Raw genomic sequence first — 25,478 nt, 5'->3', positions numbered from 1 at the left:
CCGCAAAACATTAGAGTCTTGCGGCGTGTACATTTCCTATTCCTTAAGTAAATTATTTATCTCGATTTTAGTATTTATTATTCCAAACAATACATAGCCAATGACTTGAGAGACAGCTTGACCAGCTATCAAGTAAAGATAAGTTATCCAGAATGGTACCTGCGAAATGTAGGCTAGCTCCAGTGCAACGAAGATCATTCCTAAAGATACGCAAAGCCCCACGACTAACGCACGTATATTAATGTTCTTTATTTTTTTATTGATCAAAATAGCCAGGGCCAATCCGAGACCAGTTACTCCCCAGCCAACCACAACATCTATCAAGCCAAGGGGGCTAAATAAGAGGTTAGCGATTGTTACTCCCAAGACCATGCCCCAGAAGTATTTTTTATCATATGCTATTAATTGATAAAGCGCCGTTGCAACTCTGACCTGAATAACGCCAAAAGAAAAACTGGCAAAAAGCATTGTTAGTAGGACATAAACTGCAGCCAATACAGCATTTATTGTTATTAATTTAATATTTTTCATATTTTAACCCTCATTTTGTATCCATTACTTATCCCAATCAGGTTCTTTCTCATATCTGATTGGATCTTTTAAACCATTATCTCTAAAAGCCTTGATTCTATCACGACAGGTTCCACATTTGCCGCACGCATACTTGCGGCCCTCATAACATGAACGTGTCAGTTCAAAAGGAACACCCAGTTTACGTCCAAGACGTACAACACCAGCTTTATTAAGCTCTATCAAAGGAGCGATCAATGTTACCTTACCTGCTGTTCCTGCAGCAACAGCTGCATTCATCGATTGGTAGAAACCAGGCGAACAATCAGGGTATACATCTCCTGCGGCATCATCCTTGTGCGCACCATAAGCCACCTCATCCAGTTGAATGCTGTATGCAAGTGCTGCTGCTTGCGAGAGCATTAATCCATTTCGGAAGGGAACATATGTGTCAACAATGCCCGTGCCCTTTTCTTGTATAATTTCAGCATAGCTTTTTTCTTCGATATCGCCATTTCCCTTAAGCAATGTCGAATTCGAGCCTGTAAATATCTTACGATCGATTGCAGCTTCCACCAACTTGACATCAAAGAAATGTGCCACTTGCCGTGCATTAACAATCTCTAAATCATGTTTTTGACCATACGTAAATGCTAAAGCGCAAACTTGCTCAGCACCATACTTTCTAACAGCAAGTGCTAAGCAGGTGGCTGAGTCCATTCCACCCGAAAGTAAAACTACTTGTCCCATATATCTATTCCCCCTTAGCGGATCGCACGTCCATAACTAGGTACGTTGCTTAGAAACTGAAGTTTTCTTTGAAAAGCCAAGTTACGTAATTCTTCAGTTTCAAAAGCAGGGTTAACCCTGTTTACAAAAGGATAGATCGAAATACCGCCGCGCGGTGTAAATAAGCCCAAGACTTCAATGTACTTGGGGTTCATCAATTTATATAAATCATCAAGGATAATGTTCATGCAGTCTTCGTGAAAATCACCATGATTTCTAAAACTGAAAAGATATAGTTTAAGGCTCTTGCTCTCAACCATTTTTTCGGTTGGAATGTATGAAATAAAGACATTAGCCAAGTCTGGCTGCCCTGTTTTTGGACATAAACTTGTAAATTCATAGCCGTCAAAAGTTACTAAATAGTCATTTTGAGGATGTTTGTTGATAAATGTTTCGAGGACTGACGGATCGTAGTCATTAGGATATTGTGTCTTATTGCAACCTAGTTCTGTTACGCCCGCAAGTTCATTTGGGGTTCGTGAATGATGTGTGTGTGCCATTTACAATTCTCCTTTTGTTTTTTTGTGGAGGTTTTTAAGGATATACCATACTCCATCTGATTGAGTAAACTCAACTTTACCAATAGTACACTAAAATACGTAATTTTGAAAACTAATTTTTCAATCAAAAAAGAAACTGCCGCGAGATAACTATCCCATTACAGTTTCTTCAATGTATCTGCCCATAATTTTACCAAGAATAGTGTGCCAACATAATGTTCGGTGATCTTGAAGTATCTAAGTTTGAATTTTCTCTAAAAAGATGCTCTCCCATCAGTGATTTATACTTGAACAGAAAAGCCGTCTTTTACATAGCTATTCTCTTATTAGAACTCTACTATTTTTTGTAAACCTGGGATTCAAGTGACTTCGAACGAACAAAATACTTTCTGAGCTCTTCAATTAAAACTAGTGGCACGGGGATAATTACCAAGAAAAGCCATTCTAGTGGTCCAATCGCCGTTGTATTAAACAATCCTTGTAAAATTGGAACATACATCAGCAATATTAATAAAATAATCTCCACTACAATTCCACGAATAACATGCCGGTTACTGAGTAAACCGATTGTTAAAACCGAAGTCTCCTTTGTTCGGCAGTTAATGGCAGCAGCTATTTGACAAAATACGATCGCTGCTAGTGTCATCGTTGTTGCTTGGACATAAACATTTCCATCCTCTGCCAGATTCATAAATGAATAACCGTGCACATAATTTACAAATAAATAAGCAAACGTTGAGATGAGTGCTGCACCTGCACCATACCAGGCAAAAGCCTTCCACAGGAGAGAGCGTTCGAGCAAGTGACTTTCTTGTGATCGTGGCGGTTGCTTCATCACACCAGGTTCACTTTTTTCAGCACCCAGCCCCAATGCCGGCAACATATCGGTTCCCAAATCAACGGTCAAAATCTGCATAACAGTCAATGGTAGTGGGATTAATCCGCGTGAGAAAAGAAACAAAACAGAAGGAATAGCTTCTGGAACATTCGAGTTTAGAATATACAACAAAAACTTTTGAATATTACTATAAACTGTCCGGCCTTCTTCAACAGCTGCAACGATTGAGGCAAAGTTATCATCTGTCAATATCATATCGGCTGCATCCTTTGCAACATCCGTCCCTGTAACCCCCATTGCTATGCCAATATCAGCTTGTTTCAATGCTGGCGCATCGTTCACTCCATCACCTGTTGAGGCAACAATTTCCCCATTAGCTTGACATGCCTTAACTATGCGATATTTATGTTCTGGTGCAACACGTGCAAAAATAACCTCTTGTTTGACCGCTGTACACAGTTCTTTGTCATTCATCTTTTCTAGTTCTGCACCTGTTATCACCTGTACGTTATTGCCAACCATTCCAATTTTAAGAGCCACACTTTTAGCAGTAAGTGCACTATCACCAGTTACCATAATGACTCGAATCTGTGCATCATGACATTCCTTTATTGCCGCGTAGATTTCTGGGCGCGGCGGATCTGCCATCACTGTCAGCCCGACAAACACTAAATCATCTTCAATAGTTTCTTGTTTATCTAATATATTGGATGGCTCCTCTAATTCATGAAATGCGAGGGCGAGGGAACGAAGCCCCATCGTTGCATAGTGTTTATTCGCTGCTTCAATTTTTTGGCGATCCTCAGCAGTGAGAGGGCGTACCTTCCCTTTAACCATAATTTGACTTGAACATTTGATAACACTGCTCAAAGCTCCCTTCACATAAGCAACTTTTCTTCCGTTGACTGTGTGAATAGTCGTCATTAACTTTCGATTTGAATCAAAGGGGAATTCTTTTAGCCGTGGCTGTTCTTGGGCAAGTTGCTCAATTTCAATTCCTGCTTTTTCAGCAACTATAGTATGAGCTGCCTCTGTTGGTGTACCGATAACTTTTGCTTTTTTGTCAGCCGTTTCTTCTATCTTCGAATCATTGTTCAGTGCCGCAATAACCAATAACTGTTTCAAGTCTGGGTACTTTTCAATGTCAATTCTCTGCTGATTTTTTTGAATCTGCCCATTGTTACTGTAACCTTCACCCGTAACTTCAAATTTATCGTCCAAAAGCCATATATGGTTGATCGTCATTTGGTTCTGTGTTAAAGTTCCAGTTTTATCTGATGCAATCACACTTGTCTCACCTAGAGTCTCAACACTGCTCAATTCTTTAACAAGTGCATGCTTTTTTGACATTCGCTGTACCCCTTGTGCCAATGATAGTGTAACTGTTGGCAGCAATCCTTCTGGGATAAAAGCAACAATCATTCCTAGTGCAAAAATAAATGACTTAGACCAAGGGTAATGAACAAAAAAGACTGCTGCGAAAAAAAAGATTACACCGATGACAATTGCAATCACTGATATTTGCTTAGTCAGGCGGTTCAACTCCAATTGCAAGGGCGATTTTGACTTCCGTTGTTTCTGCGTCAAGTTAGTTATCTTTCCGAACTCAGTATCCATCCCTGTATGAAAAGCTATTACCTTAGCGGTCCCTCTGGCAACTGTTGTCCCAGCATAAATAATATTATTTTGTCCGAATTTTCCCTCCGTTTTCAGATATTTCTCATCCTTATTTACTGTTTCTGATTCTCCCGTTAAGGCTGATTCATCTATCTCAAGCGCTTCAGCCGTTAAAATTCTTGCATCCGCCGGAATGCTGTTGCCTGCTTGAATAAGAAAGACATCCCCAGGGACCAAGTTTTTTGCATCAATCTGCTTATTGTTGCCATTTCTGATCACAATCGTATAAGTCGGCAGCATTTTTTTCAAAGAACTAGTCGCTTTTTGGGCAGCATATTCTTGCCAAAAACTAAAAACACCATTAATAATATTTACCAACCAAATAGCGACACCTAGTTCCGGCATCCCCGCAAAAAGAGCAATTGCTCCGCTGATCCACAACAAGAGTGCCATTAGACTAACAAAATTCTTCATAAAAGCTTGTAACTGTGACTGCTTTTTCGCCTGCTGAATATCATTAGCTCCAAATTCGTTCAACCGCTGCTTTGCTTCAGCTTCAGCTAATCCTTGTACAGAAGATTTCAGCAGTTCAAATAATTTTTTCTCACTGCTGGAAGCAATAACACCTGTCTCTGCTTTTTTTTGAATCATTCCATCATCACTCCCGCCTATCTAATGAAAACACTATCTTCACCGCCATAATACTCTTTTTGTTCCTATTCTTCTATTTTTTTAGTGTTTATATCAATAATATTTGCATCCAATTGAGCACATTTGTATTTTGAGCTGCCTTCTACTTTACACGAGTCGTCTTGCTATATGTGGTCAGGTTCTTTCGTCTTAAAACAAATCACTCAAATTCTGACTGCTATTATCCCTTTTAGATAATCAAAAGAGTATAAGTTTAAAAAAAATAAACATCTTTTGTTACACTTAGTTTAGGTAGATAGACAATCTGTCCTGAATTTTATCAGAACTAGAGAACCCTATCCAAAACAAACGAAGGAAGTGACAAGATGACACATAATGACCGAAAAAAAACCACCGACTTAAAAAATGGCCTCAGCTCTGCTGAGGTTGCTAGTAGCCGCGAACAATGTGGCAATAATATTCTGCAAGAAGCAAAAAGGGAAAGTATCTGGAAAAAAATCTTCATTCAGTTGACCGAAATAACTTCACTTATCTTGTTATTCGCAGTATTTTTATCAGCCTACATGGCTCTTTCATTTGATGGTGGCTGGACAAAGCCCATCGTCATTGGATCAATTGTAGTCCTAAATGTGATGATTGGTTTGTACCAAGAGCACAGCGCTGAAAAATCATTGGCGGCCCTCAGGGACCTAAGCGAACCTACCGCTCAGGTCATCCGTGATGGCACTAGCCAAAGAATAGCCATCTCAGATGTCGTTGTAGGAGATGTTGTTACGTTAAACGCTGGTGACCAAGTTCCAGCAGATGGTGCATTAAAGCAAGTAAAGGGGTTAACGATTGATGAAGCCATACTGACGGGTGAAAGCGAGCCGGTCGAAAAGACGACTAAAACTCCAGAAACTGCTCCCGTTTCTATTGGCGACCAAGTAGACAAAGCTTTTTCAGGAACATTAGTTACCCAAGGCTCTGGAATAATGATCGTTTCTGCAATTGGCATGAAGACTGAAATTGGAAAAATTGCTGATCTACTCAACACAACTAAAAAACATAAAACAGCTTTGCAGCAACGGCTCTCACGACTTTCGCTTATTATGACATTTATCGCGATTGCCAGTGGTGTTTTAATTTTCTTTCTCAGTACATTGCATGACTTAGGCAGCCCAATAGACAACCTAATGATCGGCGTTTCTTTAGCTGTTGCTGCCGTTCCAGAAACTCTGCCTGTCATTGTTACAATCAGTCTCTCAGTCGGTGTACAGAAGATGGCACAGCGCAATGCCATTATCCGGCGTTTAAATTCAGTTGAAACAATTGGTAGCGTTGACATAATAGCATCTGATAAAACTGGAACACTAACTCAAAATGAAATGGCAATCACTCGTTTATGGTCATTTTCCAACGAGAAACCCGAAAATATAGAAAGTGGGCAAGCGCTCAGCGATTCAGCAGTAGAATTAATGCGACTTTTTGCACTTGATACAAATGCTATCATCAATGGAAAGCATGCTGAAGGTGACGCGACAGAGCTTGCTATCATCCGCCTACTGCAACAGCATCAGCTTTCGCGCGCACACTTTGAAAAAGACGCCCCACGAATTAACGAACGTCCCTTTTCTTCAGAGAAAAAAACAATGGCTACCTTTCACAAACTCAATAATGGTCACTTTCTTTTGATCGTAAAGGGCGCTTTAGACAAACTTCCCATTAACCTTTCCAAAGCCGACAATAAAAAACTCAGCAGAATTCATGATGAATTTGCAAATGATGCGCTCCGCGTCTTAGGAGTCGCATATCGTGAATTTGATGATCAGCCTCAGGAACCACTCGAATCACTGGAAGTGGAACTGACCTTTGCTGGAATTATCGGGCTAATAGATCCGCCGCGCCCTGAGGCTAAAAAAGCTGTTACCCAAGCCAAAGAAGCTGGGATCAAAACAATTATGATTACTGGTGACCATAAAGTAACTGCGCGGGCAATTGCTTCTCAAATCGGTATTTATCAAGACGGAGACCTAGCTGTAAGCGGATCGGACCTTTCAAAATGGAATGATCAGATGCTCGCTGAGCGTATAGACAAAGCTAGTGTTTTTGCGCGAGTTTCACCTGAAGACAAAATCAGAATCGTCAAGGCTTGGCAACAAAAAGGCAAGGTAGTTGCAATGACTGGTGATGGTGTCAATGATGCTCCTGCGCTTAAAGCTGCTGATGTCGGTATAGCGATGGGTGTTACTGGGACTGAAGTTGCGAAAGGCGCTTCGGACTTAATTTTGACTGATGATAATTTTGCAACAATAATTGAAGCAGTTTCTTCTGGCCGTACGATCTACCAAAATGTTTTAAAAGCCATCGAATTTTTAGTCAGCGTCAATTTTGCACAGATATTTTTAATGGTTGGCAGCGTTCTGTTTGGTTGGGGTGTACCACTAATTGCTGAACAATTACTGTTAATAAATGTCTTAGCTGACGGAATTCCAGGGTTTTATCTCTCACGAGAGCCGGGAGAAAAGCGTGCCATGCAGCAACCTCCTATTCCAAGTGATCAGAGTATCTTCAGTAATGGTGTCGGAATGCGTATGTTCACCCGCTCAGCTATCTATACTGTTTTGACCTTGACTATCTATGCTTTGGGACGTTTTCTCTTAACCGATAACAATTCTCCCGTTGGAGCAACAATGCTGTTTTTAACCTTAGCTTTGGGATCCATGATTGATATTTACCCAATCAAAGTACGTGGTCCACTAACATGGTCTTCAATTAGATCAAACTCGACTTTGAACATCGCCTTGCTTGTTGCGGCATGCATTATCCTTGCAGTGGCTTTAATTCCACCACTGCAAAGTTCGTTTGGTTTAGTAAAATTAACTGGCCTTCAATGGGTCATTAGTCTCTTAGCAATGTTTATTCCCACTATTTTGCTAGAAATCAACAAAAAAATTCACCTTAGACTAAGCAAATAATTTCTTAATAATATGCTTGGTTTTAATTTTATATTTCATTGTAAAAGATAAAAGATGGTGTACACCATAAGTTGATAAAATTTGAGTACTAACACGCAAGTATGCACCCAGCGAGTACTTTGCTACAGGTAATCCAAGATAGAAAGAAAATTTTGACTTATGGGATACAGTTATACAGAATAAACAAGGGAGCTAGGTTAAATTTTAACTTTTGACCCAGACTCCTTATTTTTGTGTGTGAGTGTATTACATAAATCTCTTCGTCTAACGCTCACAGTCAAATCTAAAATATCTTATCTTAGTACATCTGCCCATTTTTCATAGTCTTTTTTAAAGTAGCTGTCTTTTGCATATACTATGTAAAGATCATGTGCTGTCTGTCCATTATCTCTCATCGGTAATTCAACCAGTTGTCTCTGTTGTAACTGCTTTTCTACAAGTGAGCGATACAAGAAACTAACTCCAACCCCTTCTAACAGCAACTGCCTAATCAAAAGCGGTTCAGAAATAACAATCATATGTTCAAAATCAGCTAAACTAACATTTTCTGCCCGCGCAAGGCTAGCCAAAATTTCCCGTGAGCCAGATCCCCTCTCTCTAACAAGCAATGGTGTCTTGACCAAGTCGCTCCACGTTAAAGATTTGAACTGTGCTAAGGGATGGTCTGGTGCAGCGACAGCTACAAAGGGCTCAGAACTAATTATTTTATATCCAAATTTGTTTTTATTAAAATTCCCTTCAACCAATGCAAATTGACTTTCTCCGTTTCTGACTTTGGCCAGTGCTTGCTCCGTATTCCCAACATGACAGCTTATTTTTCTGAATGCTTTCTGTGCCGCAACTTCTTTTATTAATTTAGGTGCCAAAAAAACACTTAGCGAACGAGTTGTACTAAAATTAATTTCTTGAAATTTATCCGGTGTCTGAATTCGTTCAAGAACTTGCTTTGCTTGCACACTAGTTCTCTGCAAAAAATCGGCTAATTCTTCCCCTGCCTGCGTAATTTTTAAGTTTGGTCGATGATAGTGAACGAGCTTTAAGTCGAGTTTTTCTTCCAAACGTTGGATCTGCTGCGTTACGGCAGGTTGCGAAATATACAATTGCTCAGCAGTTTTAGTATAGGACAATGTCTGCGTCAAAACTAAAAAAGTCAAATATAATTGATCTAACAAAATAAGTCTCCTTTATTCATAACATAAGCTTATAGAATAATAATAAACCATTATTTCTACTTATTCAAAAAATCAGCTATACTCTAATTATTACTTTAAGGAGGCAATATTTTGTCAATTATTCGCGAACTAAAGAAAACTGCATTCTGGATTTCATTTTTCATAACTTTTATCTGTGCCGTTATCGGTTCATTCTTAGCCCAACTGCCTTATCTTTCGCTTGTGGGTGCCTTGGTATTATCTATGCTACTAGGAATTGCCTTGCAGCTTCAGCCGACTTTAATAAAAAAAGCCAATATTGAATCAGGTTTCATCTCAAATAAATTCTTACGTTTAGGTATTATTCTCCTGGGTTTCAAATTAAATCTAGTCCAACTAGCCCACGCAGGCATTAAATCAATTTTGCTTGCGGTCTGCATAGTAACGGGAATGATTCTCTTAACTTACTGGTTGTCTCGCAAAATGGGAGTTGAACGAGAACTGGCTATTTTAACAGCGACTGGTTCAGGTATATGCGGTGCGGCAGCAGTCATGGGAGTTTCACCTCAGATCAAGGTCGCTAAAAATCAGGAAAAACAACAGCGTGAAAATGAAGTACTGGCTGTTGCAACAGTAGCAATACTTGGAACTATTTTTACACTGATTGAAATCGGCTTAAAACCGCTGCTCCACATGACACCAACCCAATTTGGAGTCTTCACTGGTGGATCTTTGCATGAAATAGCTCATGCTGTGGCGGCCGGCAGTTCTGCTGGGCCTGTTGGATTAGACGAAGCTATTATCACTAAACTATCTCGTGTTTTATTATTGGCTCCTGCTGCTTTGTTGATTGGAATCTGGTATCAAAGAACCTCCCCGCAGCAGGCTAACGGTACAGTCAAAGCTAAATTGCCTATTCCTTGGTTTATGGCAGGGTTTATTCTCACCAGTATGATAGGATCGTTCTTCCCTATTTCTAGTGGCGTCTTAGATTTATTAGTTAAATTAGCTTATATCGTTTTAGGTATGGCAATGGCTGCTTTAGGTATGAATGTTAACTTCGACACCATTATTCATCGCGGTCGAAAAGCGTTTAGTGCGGCATTTATCTGTTCTTGTATTTTGATGATTGCAGTGTTGGCTGCCAGTAAATTGTTCTTTTAGAATTACATAAGATGTTTGTCTTGTCTCATAATGCATGTTATCAATAATTTAAAAACGATGAATTAAAGTGCCTCCAATTGTTAGTTTTATCCGTCTAACAATTAGGAGGCACTTCAAATTTATAATATTTTGGCAAAACATTTAGCAAATTTCCGCTAATACCAGCATTTGTTAAAAACAATGCTACTTGCATCTTCTGTTTCAAGCAACATCCTTTTACAATGTAATCGTGTTCAGATAGAATTAATATTGTACAGAAAGGGACGTGAAACCAGTGAAAAAAATCATTAACGAACCACAACATGTTGTTTCAGAAATGGTAGATGGATTAGTTAGGTCGTACCCACAATATCTTGAAAAAATACCTGACACAGAGGCTATGGTTAGAAGCGACAAGGATTCTATGACGGGAAAAGTGGGAATCGTAAGTGGCGGTGGCAGCGGTCATGAACCTTCACATGCCGGTTTCGTGGGAAAAGGAATGCTGAGTGCCGCAGTTGCTGGGCAGGTTTTTACATCCCCAACACCAGATCAAATATATGCGGCCATTAAGGCAGCCGATCATGGGAAAGGTGTGTTCCTCGTTATTAAAAATTATTCTGGTGATGTCATGAACTTTGATATGGCTAAGGACTTGGCAGAACTAGATGATATCAAAGTCAAATCGATTATCGTTGATGATGATATTGCAGTCGAAAACAGTCTTTATACACAGGGACGACGCGGCGTTGCTGGCACTGTTTTAATGCACAAGCTTGTCGGTGCAGCAGCCGACCAAGGTGCAACCTTAGAAGAAATTGAGCAATTAGCTCAGAGTGCACTCGCCAATATCAAAACCATCGCAGTTGCGCTTTCAGCCGCTACTGTTCCTGAAGTTGGCAAGCCGGGATTTACATTGGCAGATGATGAAATTGAATATGGGGTCGGTATTCATAGTGAACCCGGCTATCGGCGCGAAAAAATCAAGACTTCAAAGAAATTAGTCACAGAATTGCTAGAAAAAATTGAAAAAAACCAGCCATTGAAATCAGATCATCAATATGCCGTATTAGTCAATGGGATGGGTGCTACCCCGCTGATGGAGCAATATATCTTCAGTCACGACCTATTAGATCAACTTGAGGACAGACAAATTAAACCTGTCTTTATGAAAGTCGGTAATTACATGACATCAATAGAAATGGCTGGAGTTTCATTAACGATTTTTGATCTCGTAGATAACAAATGGTTAGAATATCTCAATTATCCTGTTGAGACAATTGCGTGGTAAGGAGGAAATACACATGTTAACAGCCGAAAATACTAAAAAATGGATGGATAGCTTTTACCGCAAAATCGAAGAAAACAAAGACTACCTTAGTGAACTGGATACTCCTATTGGTGACGGAGATCATGGTAATAATATGATGCGTGGTATGGATGGTGTTAAAAATAGTCTGGCACAACTGCAAGATCCTGATTTAAAAACCGTATTAAAAGCAATAGCAATGGGTCTGATTAGTAAGGTTGGCGGTGCTTCTGGACCTCTATATGGGACAGCCTTCTTGGAAATGGCTAAAAAGTGCTCTGAAACACAAAAAGTCAATGAATTACTTAGCGTGGCACTGGCTGGTATTAAAAAACGCGGTGGTGCTACTGAGGGAGATAAGACTATGGTTGATGTCTGGTCACCCGTTGCACAAAGCAATGCGATAACTCCTAAGATAATTGATGATGCCATCGCTTCTACTAAAGATATGCAAGCACGCAAAGGTCGTGCCTCCTATTTAGGTGAACGTTCAATTGGTCACTTGGATCCTGGAGCTGTTTCAAGTGGCTACTTATTCACCGCTTTGCTGGAAACGGAGGGAACTCTATGAAAAAAGTAGGAATCATTCTTGTGTCCCATGTACCAGAGATAGCGAATGGAATCCCCAAACTACTGGTACAAGTAGCACCGGATGTCTCTCTCTCCAGTGCTGGCGGAACAGATGATAATGACATTGGCACCAGCATGGAAAAAATTTTATCCGCCATTGAAAAGAATGAAGCGGAGGAAGTGCTTGCATTCTATGATATCGGTAGTTCCAAGATGAACCTTGAACTTGCAATCGAAATGACAGATAAGCAGGTCCATCTGTACGACACAGCCTTCATAGAAGGCGCTTATACAGCTGCTACACTTATTCAAGCTGGTGTCCCTCTTGATGAGATCGAGAAACAGCTCGCACCGCTTAAAATAAAATAAATGCGCCAACTTCTATTGTACTAGAGTTAATTTATGAACTGTGCTATATGCTGCCGTCCAAGTTTTAATTCTTGCAATCAAGCATAAACGGAATCAAGTCGAAGCATTGACTTGATTCTGTTTTTTTATAATTTTAATTTTCTACTTCGATGTGTCGTAGTTATTCTTTAAACTCTACTAACAGATTTTTTAACTTTCAAGAAACCAAGTTTATTTTCAAATAACAACCGTAAATAGTATTATAATAAACAAAGGATTATCTAATTTAAAACAACGGAGGACATATGACTTTTTTCGGAATAAATTATATCGAAAATCAGCTTCAGCTGAATGATTTTATAAAGTATATTGTGACATTCATCTTACTACTAGTTTTGCTCATTGTTAGTACGCTGTATTGGCGGCACAGAATTCAAATAAAATATCGCGACTTAAGTATCATTGTCTTGCTACTGCTCCTATTCATGCTGGGGTTGCAATACTCAGACTATGTTCAAAGCGAAAGCCGCCATTCGCAATCTTCTCAAATGGTAGCCTTTATTGAAAATGTTGCTGCTGACAGGCACCTTAACTCTACTGATGTCCTGGTAAATTCAACCCAGTTAACAGACGGTGTAATAGTTAGAATCAAAAAAAACTATTATCGTGTTAATTTGAGTATGGATCAATCAAATTATACTTTGACTAGGACGCATCTTATGGACAAAAAAATATCAATTGAAGACAATTAGGAGGAAAAATGGAATTATATAGCCCGATAATCATTAAATTTGCTCTAGGTATATTATGCCTAGTCCTTCAAATCAACCTTCTTGGAAAGGGAAACCTTGCCCCTATCACCGCCATGGATCAGGTGCAAAATTACGTACTTGGTGGCATCATTGGTGGCGTCATATATAATAATGACATTACTATTTTACAATTCATTATGGTTCTTTTAATCTGGACACTGCTTGTCTTGAGTGTCAAATTTTTCAAAGAACACAACCGTTATGTGAAAAATATCATTGATGGCAAGCCTCGCGTCTTGATAAAGAATGGACAAGTTGATGTTAACGAATGTTTGAAAAGAGGGGTCTCTGCAAGTGAATTGATGTTCCGCCTGCGGGCACACGGAATCTATGAGGTAAGCAAGGTAAAAAGCGGGCTTCTTGAACAAAATGGTCAACTTGTGGTCATTGAATATGGAGATGAAAATATCCGCTACCCAATTATAGTAGATGGTCAGCCTAATATTGATGTCCTCGAACTAATTAATAAAGATGTTGAATGGCTAAACGCAGAAGTTAAAAAAAGAGGGTTCGAAGATATCAATGATGTTTATTTAGGTGAATATCTGGCTAGTCGTTTGCGGCTGACGCCTTACAAAAAGAATTAATGTTCTTTTCCTACAGTGATTTTACCCAGTTATTAAAAAGCTGTTGACTATATGTGGTCCATGTATTTATTATTTTGTTATCATGACTGGCATAGTAATTTGCCGGTTTTTTTATTTTTTTCCCCTTATTCACGTCTCGCTTATATTCCTCATCCAGTGTCTTGGTTTCATATTCGGGATGACCGGTCACAAAAGTAAATTTTTGATCCTTTGTTTCTATGATTACTGGCCCCACATCAGGCGAATCGGCAATCACATCAAAAGCTCCCCCACTTAAATCTTCAACATTATTCGTTGAATATCTTGAAAAAGGCATGCACATATTATCATCTAATCCTCGTAATAATTCATGCTTTTCTGACTGAATATTTAACTTATAAATACCGAATACTTTTTCTGTGCAAATTCTCTTAGGCACCCTAGCGATACAGTACATTCCCGCTTGTGCAGCCCAGCAGAGCAACAAAGACTTTTTACAGTGATTCTTAGACCACTCGATTATCTGACAAAATTCATCCCAATAATCAACATCGTTAAAGGGGATATGTTCAACAGGTGCGCCGGTAATGAGCAAACCGTCATACTGATTCCCTTTGATCTCTTCAAAACTGCGATAGCGCTCTTTAACCTCTTTCGGTTGGATAGATTTAAAATGATGCGTTCCCGGATAACAATATGTTTTTTCGAGAATTTCATTGTTATTCTTAAAAACGTAGTTCAACTGTTTTTCCGTCTCCAATTTATTTGGCATCAAGTTCAAGATCAACAATGATTTTTTTTCATTTTGTCTTTTCATCCTCAAAGCCCCCAATTAAAAATATAATTTATAATAAAAAAATCCCCCTGCACCAAACCGGCACAGAAGGGACGAATAAAATTCGTGTTACCACCCAAAATTTAAATTGCTCCACATAAGCAATAACTCTCCAGCACTCCCACCTACAGCAGAAAATGCCTAGCACTTTATCGGGCACAACCGGCCAACAAGCACCCAGCAGCACCAGTTGCAGCTCAGAGATCATCTTCAGCCAACTTTCGTGATCTGCCCTCTCACTATCGACAGTCGCTCTAACCCTACTTGTCGGCATACTCTTCTCTTCGACGCAAAAATATCTTTGTTAAGATAATATGACAATTCAGTTAAAAGGTCAATGTTTTTTTACTATGATGTTTCACTAATTAATTCAATCTCCTTCTAGAAATAGTATTATTTAACGTTCGAGATTCTATATTTTTCAAAGTGGGTAGTTGATTTAACTAGTTATCATCCACTTGTACATCCTTGCAGCAACTTTTGCTTAATAATTCGCTTACGATTAAATTTAAATTAGTAAAATTAAAAATCGATGTTGACACAATGTGCATTTTTTTGCTATATTGTCACTGTTAAATAGATACCAATGAGATGAGTACTTGGCAGTGCATCTTAAAAGAGAATCGGTGATTGCTGAAAATCCGGTGATAAAATGCCTTGGAAGATGGTCTCAAAGTAATTGATCATGTGAGCAATCTAAAGGTAAGCTTGATCCGGAAATGCCCGTTATAGCTATTACAGCATTTATTTAGAAATAAGATAAGTGCATTCACGCGTGAGTGGTACAGCGATTATTCGTCTCACGACACAAGTAAAACAACTTGAGTCGTGAGCTTTTTTTATACTAATTATTCTAGAAGTAGTGGGGTGAAGCTATATTTAACTAATATTTTTTGTAATAGGCTAGGAACTGACATATAAAAATTAAGGTGGTTTAACTATGAAGAAAACAAGGATTACCATTATCACAGCAATTATTGTACTCATCTTAGTCGTGATCGGCTTTTTCTCGTTTGGACGTAAATCAGCATCAACAAACGAATCAAAACAGACCATTAGGTTAGGAAGTTCTCCAGGTCCATACAGTGAATTATTCATAAAAGGCATCAAGCCCATTTTGGAAAAAGAAGGCTACAAAGTTACTAACAAATCGTTTAATAACTTATTAAATGCAGATATTGCACTGAGTGATGATCAGATTGATCTCAATGTTGATCAGCATACTGCCTATTTAAAAAACTTCAACAAAGAAAAAAATGCTGGTTTAGCTTCTATAACAAAGATACCGACAGTTCCAACTGGGCTCTATCCTGCCAATAAAAAAGTGCTGCGGGATGTAAGTTCTGGTGATAAGGTTGCCATCCCTAATGATCCTGCCAATACCGCGCGTGCTTACAATCTTTTGGTTAAAGCCGGGTGGATTACATTAAAGGACGGAACTGATCCGATTACTGCAACTAATAAAGATATTGCTTCAAATAAATATGACCTGCATATTACCGAGCTGGATTCTTCTACTATTCCACGTTCAATCAAAAATTTTGATTATGTTATCCTTCCCGGTTCAGTTGCCTATAGTGCCAAAATTTCAACACGTAAAATATTGTTGCCAGAAACAGTTCGCTCAGAATATCAGCTCGTTGCTGCAACTAACAAGAAAAATGTTAACAAAAAATGGGCAGTTGCCGTCAAAAAGGCATATCATTCAAAAGAATTCAAAAAATACCTCGAAGATCACAATAAAGACAATTATTGGGTAACAGCAAAATCTAAATAAGGCTCTCTCATGAAAAGAGAGTGTACCAACAGTCGTTAGGCTTGGAGCATTAATTGTGGTTGAGCAAAAAAGACTGATTATCGAAATACATTAATTCGGATATTAACTAAAAAAACAGATGGGGCAAGGTCAAAAATAACTTTTGATCCTGCCCCTTTTCCTTATAAAAATATTTCATTAGTCAAAATTACAACTTGTGAAGCCTTCTTCTTATTTCAAATCTTGCATTGTATGAATTAATTTTCCTGAGACAGCTCTTCACGTTGCAATGGCATTGACATACAGCGTGGGCCCCCGCGGCCACGCGACAATTCACTTGAAGGCATCTCGTGAACCTTTATGCCATGTTGTCGCAGCAGCTCATTAGACACATAATTGCGATCATACGTTACAACCTCCCCTGGAGCAATCGTCAGAGTATTGCTGCCATCATTCCATTGTTCACGTGGTGCTGCCACCGCATCCCCATTCCCAGTATATATAAGATCAATCTCGCTCAAACCCAAGACGTCTTTGAGCACTTCTTGCAAATCTGTGTATTTTCTATACTTTATACCTTTCGTCGATGAACGCAAAGTCCAAATATCCATTTTTCGGTACTCCCGCATAATATCTGGGTAAACTGTGAACTGATCATAGTTCACCATCGTAAAAACTGTATCTAAATGCATCATTGCATGACTCTTTGGAATTTTGAGTGCAATGATCGTATCATATCCAGATTTATTTTTAAACAAGACATCTGCCAAAGCCTCGATCGCTTCAACAGACGTTCTTTGCGAGATGCCGACTGCTAGTACGTGATTATTCAAAACCAATATATCTCCGCCTTCAAGCTGTGTCTTATCATCTCTTCTATGCCAATATGGAATAGCATGTTCGGAAAAAAGCGGATGTTTTGCCAAAATGTACTCAAGGAAAATTGTTTCTCGCTTCCGCACCTTGAAAGTCATGTTACTGACACTTGCCCCCTGCCCGATAACAGAAGCCAAGTCACGTGTAAAATACAAATTAGGCATAGGAGCCATTACAAATGGATCGGTATCAATTTCCGGAAATCCACGTAAATTTTTTAGCTTGCCGCCAACCTCTTCTTTGCGTAGCCCTGTCATAAGTTTTTCAACCAAATCATTTGGTCTTAGATTGCTGAAATACTCTTTTAAAAATATCGCCGTCGTTCCATCGGTGAACCCAGAATTTGTAATCATTTGTGATATAAAGTTGCTTTTAACGTTCCGGTTCTTAAGCACTTCTGTTATCAGATTGTCTAAGTATAAAACTTTCGTTCCATTTTGCCGCAATATCTCTGCAAATCTATCGTGTTCTTTCTGAGCTTCTGATAAGTATGGTATATCATCAAAAAGCAAATCATGCATTGTTGCAGGCGTAATGTTTTCAATTTCCTTGCCAGGACGTTTTAACAAAACCGCCCTTAACTTGCCGATTTCAGATTTTATTTTGATTTGGAAGCCCATCTCTATTAATTCCTTTCTCTTAGTTAAGCTAAATACTACTTAAATTCAATCCCGTCTTTTCATCGAAAAAATAAATATCTTGGGAATGAACATGTATCTGCAAACTCCGCGGGCTCTTTTCATCATTGATCTTTTTAGCTGTTTCCACTACAATGTTCGTTCCATCATCCATCTTTAAGTAAACCAATGTGTGTGATCCCATGTACTCTGACAAGTTTTTCCTCGCAGTGAAGACAAAATCTTTTTCATGTTTTACAGTTTCTTCAACCTGATTAGTAAAAGTAACCTGAGCAACTTTCTCAGGGCGGAACCCAAGAACCACTTTACGAGAACTAGTCGGCAAAAGCTCAGGCGCTATTATCCCCTTAAGATCAAACTTTGTCTTGCCAACAGAAAAATCTCCCTTTGGATTCAGCGTACCATGAAGAATATTCATACTTGGAGACCCAATAAAACGTGCAACAAAAAGGTTATGTGGCTGATCATAGAGCTGATCAGGACTGCCGTATTGCTGAACAATTCCATCTCGCATCAGTAAGATCTTATCAGACATTGCCATCGCTTCAGCTTGATCATGAGTAACATAAATAGTGACTGTCCCTAACTGACGATGCATTTCAATAATATCTTGCCGCGTAGAAACCCTTAATTTTGCATCTAAATTTGAAAGTGGTTCATCCATTAAAAAGATTTTAGGATCTCGGACCATCGCTCGCCCCAAAGCCACCCGCTGTCTTTGACCGCCTGAAAGTTGGGCTGGTTTACGCTTTAGAAACTCAGATAGTCCCAGTTTTGCTGCTGCTTTTTTGACTTTATTGTCTATTTCTTCTTTGGAAAATTTGCTCAGTTTTAAGTTGAATGCCATGTTATTATAAACCGTCATGTGTGGATATAGTGCATAATCTTGAAAAACCATTGCGATTCGCCTTTTTTGCGGCGGAATAGTATCGAACCTTTCTCCATCAATTAGAATCTTACCTCGTGTTATTTTCTCCAGACCAGCAAAGCACCGCAACAGAGTCGACTTACCACATCCCGATGGTCCAATAATTGAGACAAACTCTTTATCATTGATTTCAAGATTAACATCTTTTAATGTATCTTCATCTGCATTTTCATACCGCTTAAATAGATGTTCTATCTGCACTTTGCTCATTAGTACGGCCCCCTTGTGTGTATTCTTTGATTTTGCCTACCTCATGTTTCATAATAACACTATAAGATTATGATAAGAATTATAACGAATCGTTGACTTTATTAGCAAGCAAGAAGAATGAGGGGGGCGGTAGAATGACTTTCATGCGTCGCAAACTCAGTACGCTTTTCTTTGTATTGATAATACCAATATTTTTCATAGCAGGATGCAGCTCCAACTCACAACAAAGCAATAGTAATAAGATCAAGCTCAATTTTTTTAACCAGAAGCCAGAAATAAGCAGTCAATATCAAAAGTTAGCAAAAATGTATACTAAAGAGCATCCCAATGTCTCTATTCAGATAACAACTTCTGGTCAGGGTGGTGGTGCTGCCGCACTTCAAGCAAAGTTTGCTTCTGGTGAAGCACCGGATATCATCATGCTTGGCGGATTACCTGAGATCGATCGTTATAAAGACCATTTAGTTAGCTTACAGGGATTGCCGGCTACTAAGACTATTCTACCGAGTTTGCGTAGCGGTGGGATATCGGAGAAACGGCTTGTTGGCCTTCCTGTTGACTTAGAGGCTTATGGCTGGTCTTACAATAAAGCTGTTTTCGCTAAAGCAGGTGTTAATGCTGCTGCAATCCACAACTATGCCGATTTTGTACGTGCAGTCAAAAAGATAGATGCGCAAAAAGACAAGTTAGGTTTAAGCGGGGTATTCGGATTTAACGGAGCTGATACTAATTCTATCGCTTCGGTTTCAGCTCAATTCACCTCACAAGCGTATGATAATGACCAAGTCAAGGCTTTTAAGAGTACAGAATTTCCCTGGAAATATGGAACTCAAATGCATGCTTATTACACTTTGATAAGAAATTATAGTGTCCAACCTATCTTGTCAGTCAAATATGATCCTTCTGTTCAAGATCTTTTCTACAACGGAAAAGTTGCAATGATTCCACAAGGAAACTGGATTGTCCCAACACTTGACGGGATCGAAAAGGGATTTGTTCAAAAGAATCTGGGAATGTTACCATTCTTTACCAAAAATGATGGGTCTGATCGTCTACTCACCGGATCCTCGTGGTACTTAGGTGTCACTAATGACCATCCTAAGCGTGAAAAAGCAGCAAAAGATTTCGTAAATTGGATGTTTACCTCAAGAGATGCCGAAAATGTCATTATCAATGAGATGCGTTTCGTGCCCGCCACCAAGAATTTTGATGTTACGCGTTTGCCTGATGACCTATCAAAAGATATTTACCGTATCGGCTCTGCAAAAAACGCACGTGCTCCTATTCACAAACAGTATCCTAACGGCTTTTCGACGCAGGTTCTTGGCCCATATATTCAGCGTTATTTTGTCTACGACATCACTTGGAAACAATTAGAGAAGGTCGTAACGACTAAGTACCGTCAGTTGCGCGAGATTCAGAGTGGGGAGTGAAAGATATGCTTATAAAAAAACACCAGTACTGGGCGTTCGTATTACCTGCCTTGCTTTTTATTATTCTGATTATTGCTCTACCGTTTTTAATTGGTATTTATTATTCATTCACTGATTCAAATGGGCTGCGGGCCTCATTTATCGGCTTCAAAAACTATCAAATTCTTTTTCGGGATACGATTTTTCTGCAAAGTTTATGGTTGACCGTCAAATTCTCAGTCGTTTCTGTTCTTCTAATAAATCTAATCGGCTTGGCTTTTGCTTGATTGTTACGAGTTCAGATAATCGTTTTAATAAAGCTTTGCGAACTATTTTCTTCATGCCTAATTTGATTGGAGGTATCTTGCTTGGATTCATCTGGCAATTTATCTTCACTTCTGCCTTTAAAGCAATTGGCAGCGGCTTACATCTAAGCTTTTTCAATGGCTGGCTCAGTGATCCACGCACTGGTTTCTGGGGGATCGTCATTTTATTTGTTTGGCAAATGAGCGGCTATATCATGTTGATTTATGTTTCATTTTTAAATTCAATCCCGCAAAACACAATTCAAGCGGCTCGTCTTGATGGTGCCAATCGCAGGCAGATCCTCTTCTTTATCAAGTTACCTCAACTTGCTCCAGCGTTTACAATCAGCTTATTTTTAACTTTAGCAAATTCATTCAAACTCTATGAACAGAACTTGGCCTTAACTAATGGAGGGCCTTATCGTTCAACCGAAATGATTTCTATGTATATTTATAACACTGCCTTTGTTAATTTTCAGCAGGGGTATGCACAGGCTGCAGGAATTATTCTCTTCTTCTGCGTTACTCTAGTATCATTTCTGCAACTAGCACTTTCCAGACGGGGGGAGAACTAATATGCCGAAAAAAAGAAGCTTGAAGTATTTGAGTATAGCTATTTTCAGTGTCATTGGATTGTTTTGGGTGTACCCCTTTGCGATCGTACTGATCAACTCGATGAAAGGAAAACGAGGGGTATTCCAAAACCCGCTCTGGTTCACGAAAGACTTCTCTTTAGCTAATTTTAAGACTGCTTTTCAAGCCTTGGATTTTGCTCACAGCTTTCTTAATTCATTATTAATTACAATAGGCAGTGTTGGTTTGATCACTGTCGTTTCAGCTGCTGCCGCGTATGCTATTTCGCGAGTAAAAGGTCCTTTTAGTTCTATCATTTATTATGTTTGTGCGGGTACAATGCTGATTCCTTTCCAATCAATCATGATCCCCTTACTCTCAATTTTTGGAAAAGTCGATTTTTTAAATAGAACCAGTTTAATCATTATGAATACTGGCTTATCAGTCAGTCTATCTATCATTCTTTACTATGGTGCTTTTCAAGGTGTCCCCAAAAGTTTGGATGAGGCGGCAGCCTTGGATGGAGCTTATCCCTTAAAAACCTTTATCCACGTTATTTTTCCAGCTGTAAGTCCGATGACCGGTACCGTTATTATCTTAAATTCAATGAAAATATGGAATGATTACCTATTGCCCTCACTTGTCGTTAATAAAGATGGTATGTACACTATTCCACTCAAAATGTATTCTTTCTTCGGTGAAACCAATAGTGAATGGCAGCTCGCACTAGCTGGATTAGTTTTATCCATGATACCGATTATCGCCCTTTTCTTGCTCCTGCAAAAACAAGTTATGACAAGTGTTACTGAAGGTGCTATTAAGTAGCCTTGGTTAATGCTATATAATACTGCTATACTAGCGAGTCATCGAATACATCTATTCATAGGAGGAAATGACAATTTTAACTGTAGGTAAGCCTTGGAAAATAATTCTCAACTTTGGATGGCCGATTTTGTTGAGCGGTTTATTGCAGCAACTGTATAATTTTTCTGACATCATGATCGTTGGTCAGTTGATGGGGAAGAATGCGGTAGCTGCTATTGGAAGCACAACAAGTTTAGTCGGTTTTATCATTGGATTTGCACAAGGAACAACCGCGGGTATGGGACTTCTGGTAGCCAATTCTTTTGGTTCGCAGAATCCACAACAAGTCAGTCGACGCTTTGGAGTCAGCGCTATTTTAGCACTGCTCATAGCCTTTATTCTGATGATTTCCGGTATCATATTAGCGGATGATATTTTAAAATTATTGGGAACCCCGTCACTTATTCTTGTCCAGGCTCAAACATATATAAGCATTATCTTCGCCGGAATTCCGATCTCAATGACTTTCAATTTTTTATCTAATATGCTACGTTCAATCGGCAATAGTCGTACACCATTAATTTTCCTTGGAATCTCTAGCATCGCTAATATCCTATTCAATTTTGTCTTCATTTTAGTTTTTCATTGGGGCATTGCCGGCTCTGCGCTTGCAACTGTCTGTGCCCAGTTTATTTCGGCAATTCTTTGTATTTACCATATTTATCGTCACGTACCATTGCTTTATTGGCACAAACCGCAGCATCTAGCTTTTAAAGAGATCAAGATCCAGCTGGCTTCTGGAATACCGATGGGGTTGCAATTTTCCATCATTGCAATTGGTGCAATTCTGGTCCAACGCTCCCTAAACCAGCTTGGTACAGAGGCTATTGCAGCTTTTTCGGTTGCCTCAAAGATAGATCAGTTGTCAATGCTTCCAATGTCAGCTTTGGGTACTGCTTTAGGTACTTACGTTGCTCAAAATGCTGGTGGTCAAAAATATCAGCGTGTTTTACTAGGCATCAAACAAACATTTATTGTATCTGTGATGACAAGTATTATTATCACATTGCTTATCCTCTTGAGCAGCAGCCAACTGACCTATCTATTTATTTCAAATCCTGGAAAAGAACTTTTAAACTTGACGCAAACTTACTTTGCGCTTGTAACACCTTGGTATGTTCTGCTCTCCGGCCTATTTATCTTGCGTTTTACATTACAAGGATTGAATTACAATTTACTTCCGATGATTGCAGGCCTAATTGAACTACTAATGCGCGCTCTTGCAGCAATCATCTTAGTCAGTATCTGGGGATATGTCGGCATCTGCCTTTCGGCTCCATTGGCTTGGCTCGGGGGCATTCTGACATTAGCCTATCGCTTTTGGAGAGCAATTCGACAAGTTAGAAAAATGTCTCAACTCCAACAAAGAGGCGCGCAAATGCCCGACTAAACGAATGATTGTCAAAACTACAGTAAGCTTAAACATAAAAATTAAATTTTAACTTAGCTCCCTTTTTATTTTGTACAAATGTGTTCTAGATCGCACTTAATTTAATACACTTATATAGCATTAATAGAGGACTGGAGCAAGATTTAACCTTTCTGTGGCACTCCAAAATGAAGTACCCCATAATAATTAGATTTTTGTCTAACTACTATAGGGTACTTCGTTTTGATCCAGTGTTTATATTTTAAGTTCTATGCTATATGAATCAACTGTATTCAACAGTTAGCTTTTTTCTGTTTAAGCATGTGTTATCCCTGTTCACTGGCCATTGATTTTCTGAAATATTAAATATCAATATCGCAAGCACTATTTTTTTACATAGTTTATTTATTTTTTTGCAAATTCGAGTGTCTAATCCCATAAACAAAATAAATAATAATACCGGCTAGTATCCAAATAGAAACCCAGATTTTAGTTAAGGATGGCAGCATCCAAATGAAATAGATACTGCAACTGCCAGCTAAGATCGGCAAAAACGGATAAAAAGGCATTTTGAAGCCATTATTATGAATGTCCTTCCGCCTCCTCAATGGAATTACACCGAATGAAATAAAAGCAAAGGCTAACAGCGTTCCCGCATTGATCAATGCTGCCAATTCTGTCAAGGGTACAAAACCAGCGAAGGCAGCTTGGACAATGGTTGCGAGAACCACAGCTCTCATTGGTACCTTGTTTTTCTTGCTAACCTTGCCAAAATTGCCTGGCAACAGCCCATCTCGACCCAAAGCATATACAAGCCGTGATCCTCCAAAAAACATCGTTAACATCGCCGTAAAAATCCCTATCAGTGCTCCAATAGTAATTAACTTGTTCCAACTTGAAAGATTTATAACTTTCAATGCATATGCTGCAGGATCATCTACATTCAAATCCTTATAGTTCACTATTCCCGTTAAGACAAGCGTAAATGAGACATATAAAACAACTGCAATGACGACCGTCCCTAAGACACCGCGTACAACATTTTTATGTGGATCAACTGTCTCTGCCGAATTCGCTGCTAACGCATCAAAACCTATAAATGCAAAAAAGACGGTCGCCGCTGCCGTTGAAATCCCGCCTAAACCAAAGGGGCCCCATGAAATTGCTCAGGATAAAAAGGTGTATAATTTGTTGATTTAATGTAAAAAAGACCAACAATAATAAATAACACTATAATCGAAACCTTAACAACTACCGCGATGTTTTCAACTTTTTTAGAAAGCATCGTTCCCTGACCTATTATGAAGGCCACCAGCAAAACAATCAGAACAGCTGTCAAATTGACAACTCCATGTTCGAGAGGCCCTGTCTGCAAAAACTTAGGCAGTTCAAATCCAATTGCTGCCAAAATATTATTATTAAAATACGCTGCAAATCCGGTTGCTTCGGCAGAAACTGCTAAAAAATATTCCAGAATAAGCGCCCAGCCTAAGATCCAGCCTATGATCTCACCGTAGACAACTGAACCGAATGAATAGGCTGAACCTGCAACAGGCATTGCTGAGGAAAATTCAGCATATGCCATTCCAACCAGTCCTGAAACTAAAGCTGCAAGCAAAAAGGAAATTGCCACTGCTGGCCCGGCGTGCTGTGCTGCCTCATGCCCAGGGAGAATAAAGATCCCTGTTCCAATTACAGCACCAATTCCTAAAGCAATCAGGTCCTTGGTATGCAAGGTTCTCATCAACCTTGCATCTGCCTTAAGAAACGTGTCAATAGACTCTTTTTTGAAAATATCCCTTTTCAAAAAATCCCTCCAATATAAAATTATGCTTGGTTTGTTTTTAACCGAAAAAGGGAAAGGGAGTGTACATAAATCGGTAAAATTTGAGTACTACACGAAACCACTTACATAGCGCCGTACTTTAGCTATGAGTAGTTCGCAATAGAC

At 39.1% G+C, this 25,478-nt stretch carries 19 protein-coding genes and 2 pseudogenes; 12 read left to right on the top strand and 9 right to left on the bottom strand.

Annotation, left to right across the window (positions count from 1 at the left end; genetic code table 11):
* Positions 1 to 36: 36 nt before the first annotated feature.
* The 4 genes from JCM15457_RS07015 to JCM15457_RS07000 all read right to left on the bottom strand — a co-directional run bounded on the left by JCM15457_RS07015 (position 37) and on the right by JCM15457_RS07000 (position 4,905).
* The gene (locus JCM15457_RS07015) at positions 37 to 531 is read right to left on the bottom strand and encodes a QueT transporter family protein (RefSeq protein ID WP_034988704.1); all 495 of its coding nucleotides are present in this window, start codon (positions 529 to 531) and stop codon (positions 37 to 39) included.
* Between the two features lie 24 nt (positions 532 to 555).
* The gene (gene queC / locus JCM15457_RS07010) at positions 556 to 1,260 is read right to left on the bottom strand and encodes a 7-cyano-7-deazaguanine synthase QueC (RefSeq protein WP_034988702.1); all 705 of its coding nucleotides are present in this window, start codon (positions 1,258 to 1,260) and stop codon (positions 556 to 558) included.
* Positions 1,261 to 1,274: 14 nt separating this feature from the next.
* Positions 1,275 to 1,799, bottom strand: a complete 525-nt coding sequence (gene queF / locus JCM15457_RS07005) for a preQ(1) synthase (RefSeq protein ID WP_034988701.1) — start codon at positions 1,797 to 1,799, stop codon at positions 1,275 to 1,277.
* A gap of 337 nt (positions 1,800 to 2,136) precedes the next feature.
* Positions 2,137 to 4,905, bottom strand: a complete 2,769-nt coding sequence (locus JCM15457_RS07000) for a cation-translocating P-type ATPase (protein ID WP_034988699.1) — start codon at positions 4,903 to 4,905, stop codon at positions 2,137 to 2,139.
* A 365-nt stretch (positions 4,906 to 5,270) separates the two neighbouring features.
* On the opposite strand from JCM15457_RS07000, the gene JCM15457_RS06995 reads away from it, so the two are divergent.
* Complete coding sequence (locus JCM15457_RS06995; RefSeq protein WP_034988697.1) at positions 5,271 to 7,862, top strand: cation-translocating P-type ATPase; 2,592 nt, start codon at positions 5,271 to 5,273, stop codon at positions 7,860 to 7,862.
* A 293-nt stretch (positions 7,863 to 8,155) separates the two neighbouring features.
* Here the strand turns inward: JCM15457_RS06995 and JCM15457_RS06990 are convergent, their stop codons facing one another.
* Positions 8,156 to 9,034: a LysR family transcriptional regulator gene (locus JCM15457_RS06990; RefSeq protein ID WP_034988695.1), complete on the bottom strand. Its 879-nt coding sequence runs from the start codon at positions 9,032 to 9,034 to the stop codon at positions 8,156 to 8,158.
* Between the two features lie 111 nt (positions 9,035 to 9,145).
* Between JCM15457_RS06990 and JCM15457_RS06985 the strand changes: the two genes are divergently transcribed.
* The 6 genes from JCM15457_RS06985 to JCM15457_RS06960 all read left to right on the top strand — a co-directional run bounded on the left by JCM15457_RS06985 (position 9,146) and on the right by JCM15457_RS06960 (position 13,782).
* Positions 9,146 to 10,177 (top strand): YeiH family protein, encoded by a 1,032-nt coding sequence (locus JCM15457_RS06985; RefSeq protein WP_500778394.1) that lies wholly within the window; start codon positions 9,146 to 9,148, stop codon positions 10,175 to 10,177.
* Between the two features lie 274 nt (positions 10,178 to 10,451).
* Entirely contained in the window at positions 10,452 to 11,447 is a 996-nt protein-coding gene (dhaK, locus tag JCM15457_RS06980) for a dihydroxyacetone kinase subunit DhaK (RefSeq protein ID WP_034988693.1), read from the top strand.
* Between the two features lie 13 nt (positions 11,448 to 11,460).
* On the top strand, positions 11,461 to 12,036 hold the full coding sequence (gene dhaL, locus JCM15457_RS06975; RefSeq protein WP_034988692.1) for a dihydroxyacetone kinase subunit DhaL: 576 nt from the start codon (positions 11,461 to 11,463) through the stop codon (positions 12,034 to 12,036).
* Positions 12,033 to 12,404, top strand: coding sequence for a dihydroxyacetone kinase phosphoryl donor subunit DhaM (dhaM, locus tag JCM15457_RS06970; RefSeq protein ID WP_034988690.1), 372 nt, complete (start codon positions 12,033 to 12,035; stop codon positions 12,402 to 12,404). The genes dhaL and dhaM overlap by 4 nt, the downstream gene beginning before the upstream one ends.
* Positions 12,405 to 12,688: 284 nt before the next feature.
* Positions 12,689 to 13,135, top strand: a complete 447-nt coding sequence (locus JCM15457_RS06965) for a DUF3290 domain-containing protein (RefSeq protein ID WP_034988689.1) — start codon at positions 12,689 to 12,691, stop codon at positions 13,133 to 13,135.
* 8 nt (positions 13,136 to 13,143) lie between these two features.
* Positions 13,144 to 13,782, top strand: coding sequence for a DUF421 domain-containing protein (locus tag JCM15457_RS06960; RefSeq protein ID WP_034988688.1), 639 nt, complete (start codon positions 13,144 to 13,146; stop codon positions 13,780 to 13,782).
* A gap of 10 nt (positions 13,783 to 13,792) precedes the next feature.
* Here JCM15457_RS06960 and JCM15457_RS06955 read toward each other — a convergent pair whose 3' ends face one another.
* Positions 13,793 to 14,578, bottom strand: a complete 786-nt coding sequence (locus tag JCM15457_RS06955; RefSeq protein ID WP_051993327.1) for a homoserine O-acetyltransferase/O-succinyltransferase family protein — start codon at positions 14,576 to 14,578, stop codon at positions 13,793 to 13,795.
* Between the two features lie 958 nt (positions 14,579 to 15,536).
* Here JCM15457_RS06955 and JCM15457_RS06945 point away from each other — a divergent pair.
* Positions 15,537 to 16,373: a MetQ/NlpA family ABC transporter substrate-binding protein gene (locus JCM15457_RS06945; RefSeq protein ID WP_034988685.1), complete on the top strand. Its 837-nt coding sequence runs from the start codon at positions 15,537 to 15,539 to the stop codon at positions 16,371 to 16,373.
* 236 nt (positions 16,374 to 16,609) lie between these two features.
* Here JCM15457_RS06945 and arcA read toward each other — a convergent pair whose 3' ends face one another.
* Positions 16,610 to 17,848, bottom strand: coding sequence for an arginine deiminase (gene arcA, locus JCM15457_RS06940; protein WP_034988683.1), 1,239 nt, complete (start codon positions 17,846 to 17,848; stop codon positions 16,610 to 16,612).
* Between the two features lie 28 nt (positions 17,849 to 17,876).
* Complete coding sequence (locus tag JCM15457_RS06935; protein WP_034988682.1) at positions 17,877 to 19,004, bottom strand: ABC transporter ATP-binding protein; 1,128 nt, start codon at positions 19,002 to 19,004, stop codon at positions 17,877 to 17,879.
* A gap of 134 nt (positions 19,005 to 19,138) precedes the next feature.
* Between JCM15457_RS06935 and JCM15457_RS06930 the strand changes: the two genes are divergently transcribed.
* The 4 genes and pseudogenes from JCM15457_RS06930 (at position 19,139) to JCM15457_RS06915 (ending at position 23,548) form a co-directional block, all read left to right on the top strand.
* A complete protein-coding gene (locus tag JCM15457_RS06930) occupies positions 19,139 to 20,437 on the top strand; it encodes an ABC transporter substrate-binding protein (RefSeq protein ID WP_235725612.1) in 1,299 nt (432 codons plus the stop codon).
* A 5-nt stretch (positions 20,438 to 20,442) separates the two neighbouring features.
* Positions 20,443 to 21,296, top strand: a pseudogene (locus JCM15457_RS06925) (carbohydrate ABC transporter permease).
* A 1-nt stretch (position 21,297) separates the two neighbouring features.
* Positions 21,298 to 22,119 carry a carbohydrate ABC transporter permease gene (locus tag JCM15457_RS06920; protein WP_034988680.1) on the top strand — a complete coding sequence of 274 codons (822 nt, stop codon included), beginning with the start codon at positions 21,298 to 21,300 and terminating at the stop codon, positions 22,117 to 22,119.
* Between the two features lie 67 nt (positions 22,120 to 22,186).
* The gene (locus JCM15457_RS06915) at positions 22,187 to 23,548 is read left to right on the top strand and encodes an MATE family efflux transporter (RefSeq protein WP_034988679.1); all 1,362 of its coding nucleotides are present in this window, start codon (positions 22,187 to 22,189) and stop codon (positions 23,546 to 23,548) included.
* A 380-nt stretch (positions 23,549 to 23,928) separates the two neighbouring features.
* Here JCM15457_RS06915 and JCM15457_RS06910 read toward each other — a convergent pair.
* A pseudogene (locus JCM15457_RS06910) lies at positions 23,929 to 25,271 on the bottom strand (APC family permease).
* Between the last annotated feature and the right edge of the window lie 207 nt (positions 25,272 to 25,478).

Origin of the sequence: Liquorilactobacillus sucicola DSM 21376 = JCM 15457, assembly GCF_000612445.1 — a bacterium.
Classification (GTDB): Bacteria; Bacillota; Bacilli; order Lactobacillales; family Lactobacillaceae; genus Liquorilactobacillus; species Liquorilactobacillus sucicola.
The sequence above is the reverse complement of the archived record's forward strand: the minus strand, read 5'-3'. Positions and strand labels throughout refer to the sequence as shown.

Excerpts from the sequence above, each read along its gene's own strand:
- JCM15457_RS07015 (WP_034988704.1), bottom strand. The coding sequence starts at position 531 with ATGAAAAATATTAAATTAATAACAATAAATGCTGTATTGGCTGCAGTT.
- JCM15457_RS06920 (WP_034988680.1), top strand. The coding sequence starts at position 21,298 with ATGCCGAAAAAAAGAAGCTTGAAGTATTTGAGTATAGCTATTTTCAGT.
- JCM15457_RS07000 (WP_034988699.1), bottom strand. The coding sequence starts at position 4,905 with ATGATTCAAAAAAAAGCAGAGACAGGTGTTATTGCTTCCAGCAGTGAG.
- queF (WP_034988701.1), bottom strand. The coding sequence starts at position 1,799 with ATGGCACACACACATCATTCACGAACCCCAAATGAACTTGCGGGCGTA.
- JCM15457_RS06965 (WP_034988689.1), top strand. The coding sequence starts at position 12,689 with ATGACTTTTTTCGGAATAAATTATATCGAAAATCAGCTTCAGCTGAAT.
- JCM15457_RS06915 (WP_034988679.1), top strand. The coding sequence starts at position 22,187 with ATGACAATTTTAACTGTAGGTAAGCCTTGGAAAATAATTCTCAACTTT.
- JCM15457_RS06960 (WP_034988688.1), top strand. The coding sequence starts at position 13,144 with ATGGAATTATATAGCCCGATAATCATTAAATTTGCTCTAGGTATATTA.
- JCM15457_RS06935 (WP_034988682.1), bottom strand. The coding sequence starts at position 19,004 with ATGAGCAAAGTGCAGATAGAACATCTATTTAAGCGGTATGAAAATGCA.
- JCM15457_RS06955 (WP_051993327.1), bottom strand. The coding sequence starts at position 14,578 with ATGAAAAGACAAAATGAAAAAAAATCATTGTTGATCTTGAACTTGATG.
- JCM15457_RS06930 (WP_235725612.1), top strand. The coding sequence starts at position 19,139 with ATGACTTTCATGCGTCGCAAACTCAGTACGCTTTTCTTTGTATTGATA.
- queC (WP_034988702.1), bottom strand. The coding sequence starts at position 1,260 with ATGGGACAAGTAGTTTTACTTTCGGGTGGAATGGACTCAGCCACCTGC.
- JCM15457_RS06945 (WP_034988685.1), top strand. The coding sequence starts at position 15,537 with ATGAAGAAAACAAGGATTACCATTATCACAGCAATTATTGTACTCATC.
- JCM15457_RS06995 (WP_034988697.1), top strand. The coding sequence starts at position 5,271 with ATGACACATAATGACCGAAAAAAAACCACCGACTTAAAAAATGGCCTC.
- dhaL (WP_034988692.1), top strand. The coding sequence starts at position 11,461 with ATGTTAACAGCCGAAAATACTAAAAAATGGATGGATAGCTTTTACCGC.
- dhaM (WP_034988690.1), top strand. The coding sequence starts at position 12,033 with ATGAAAAAAGTAGGAATCATTCTTGTGTCCCATGTACCAGAGATAGCG.
- arcA (WP_034988683.1), bottom strand. The coding sequence starts at position 17,848 with ATGGGCTTCCAAATCAAAATAAAATCTGAAATCGGCAAGTTAAGGGCG.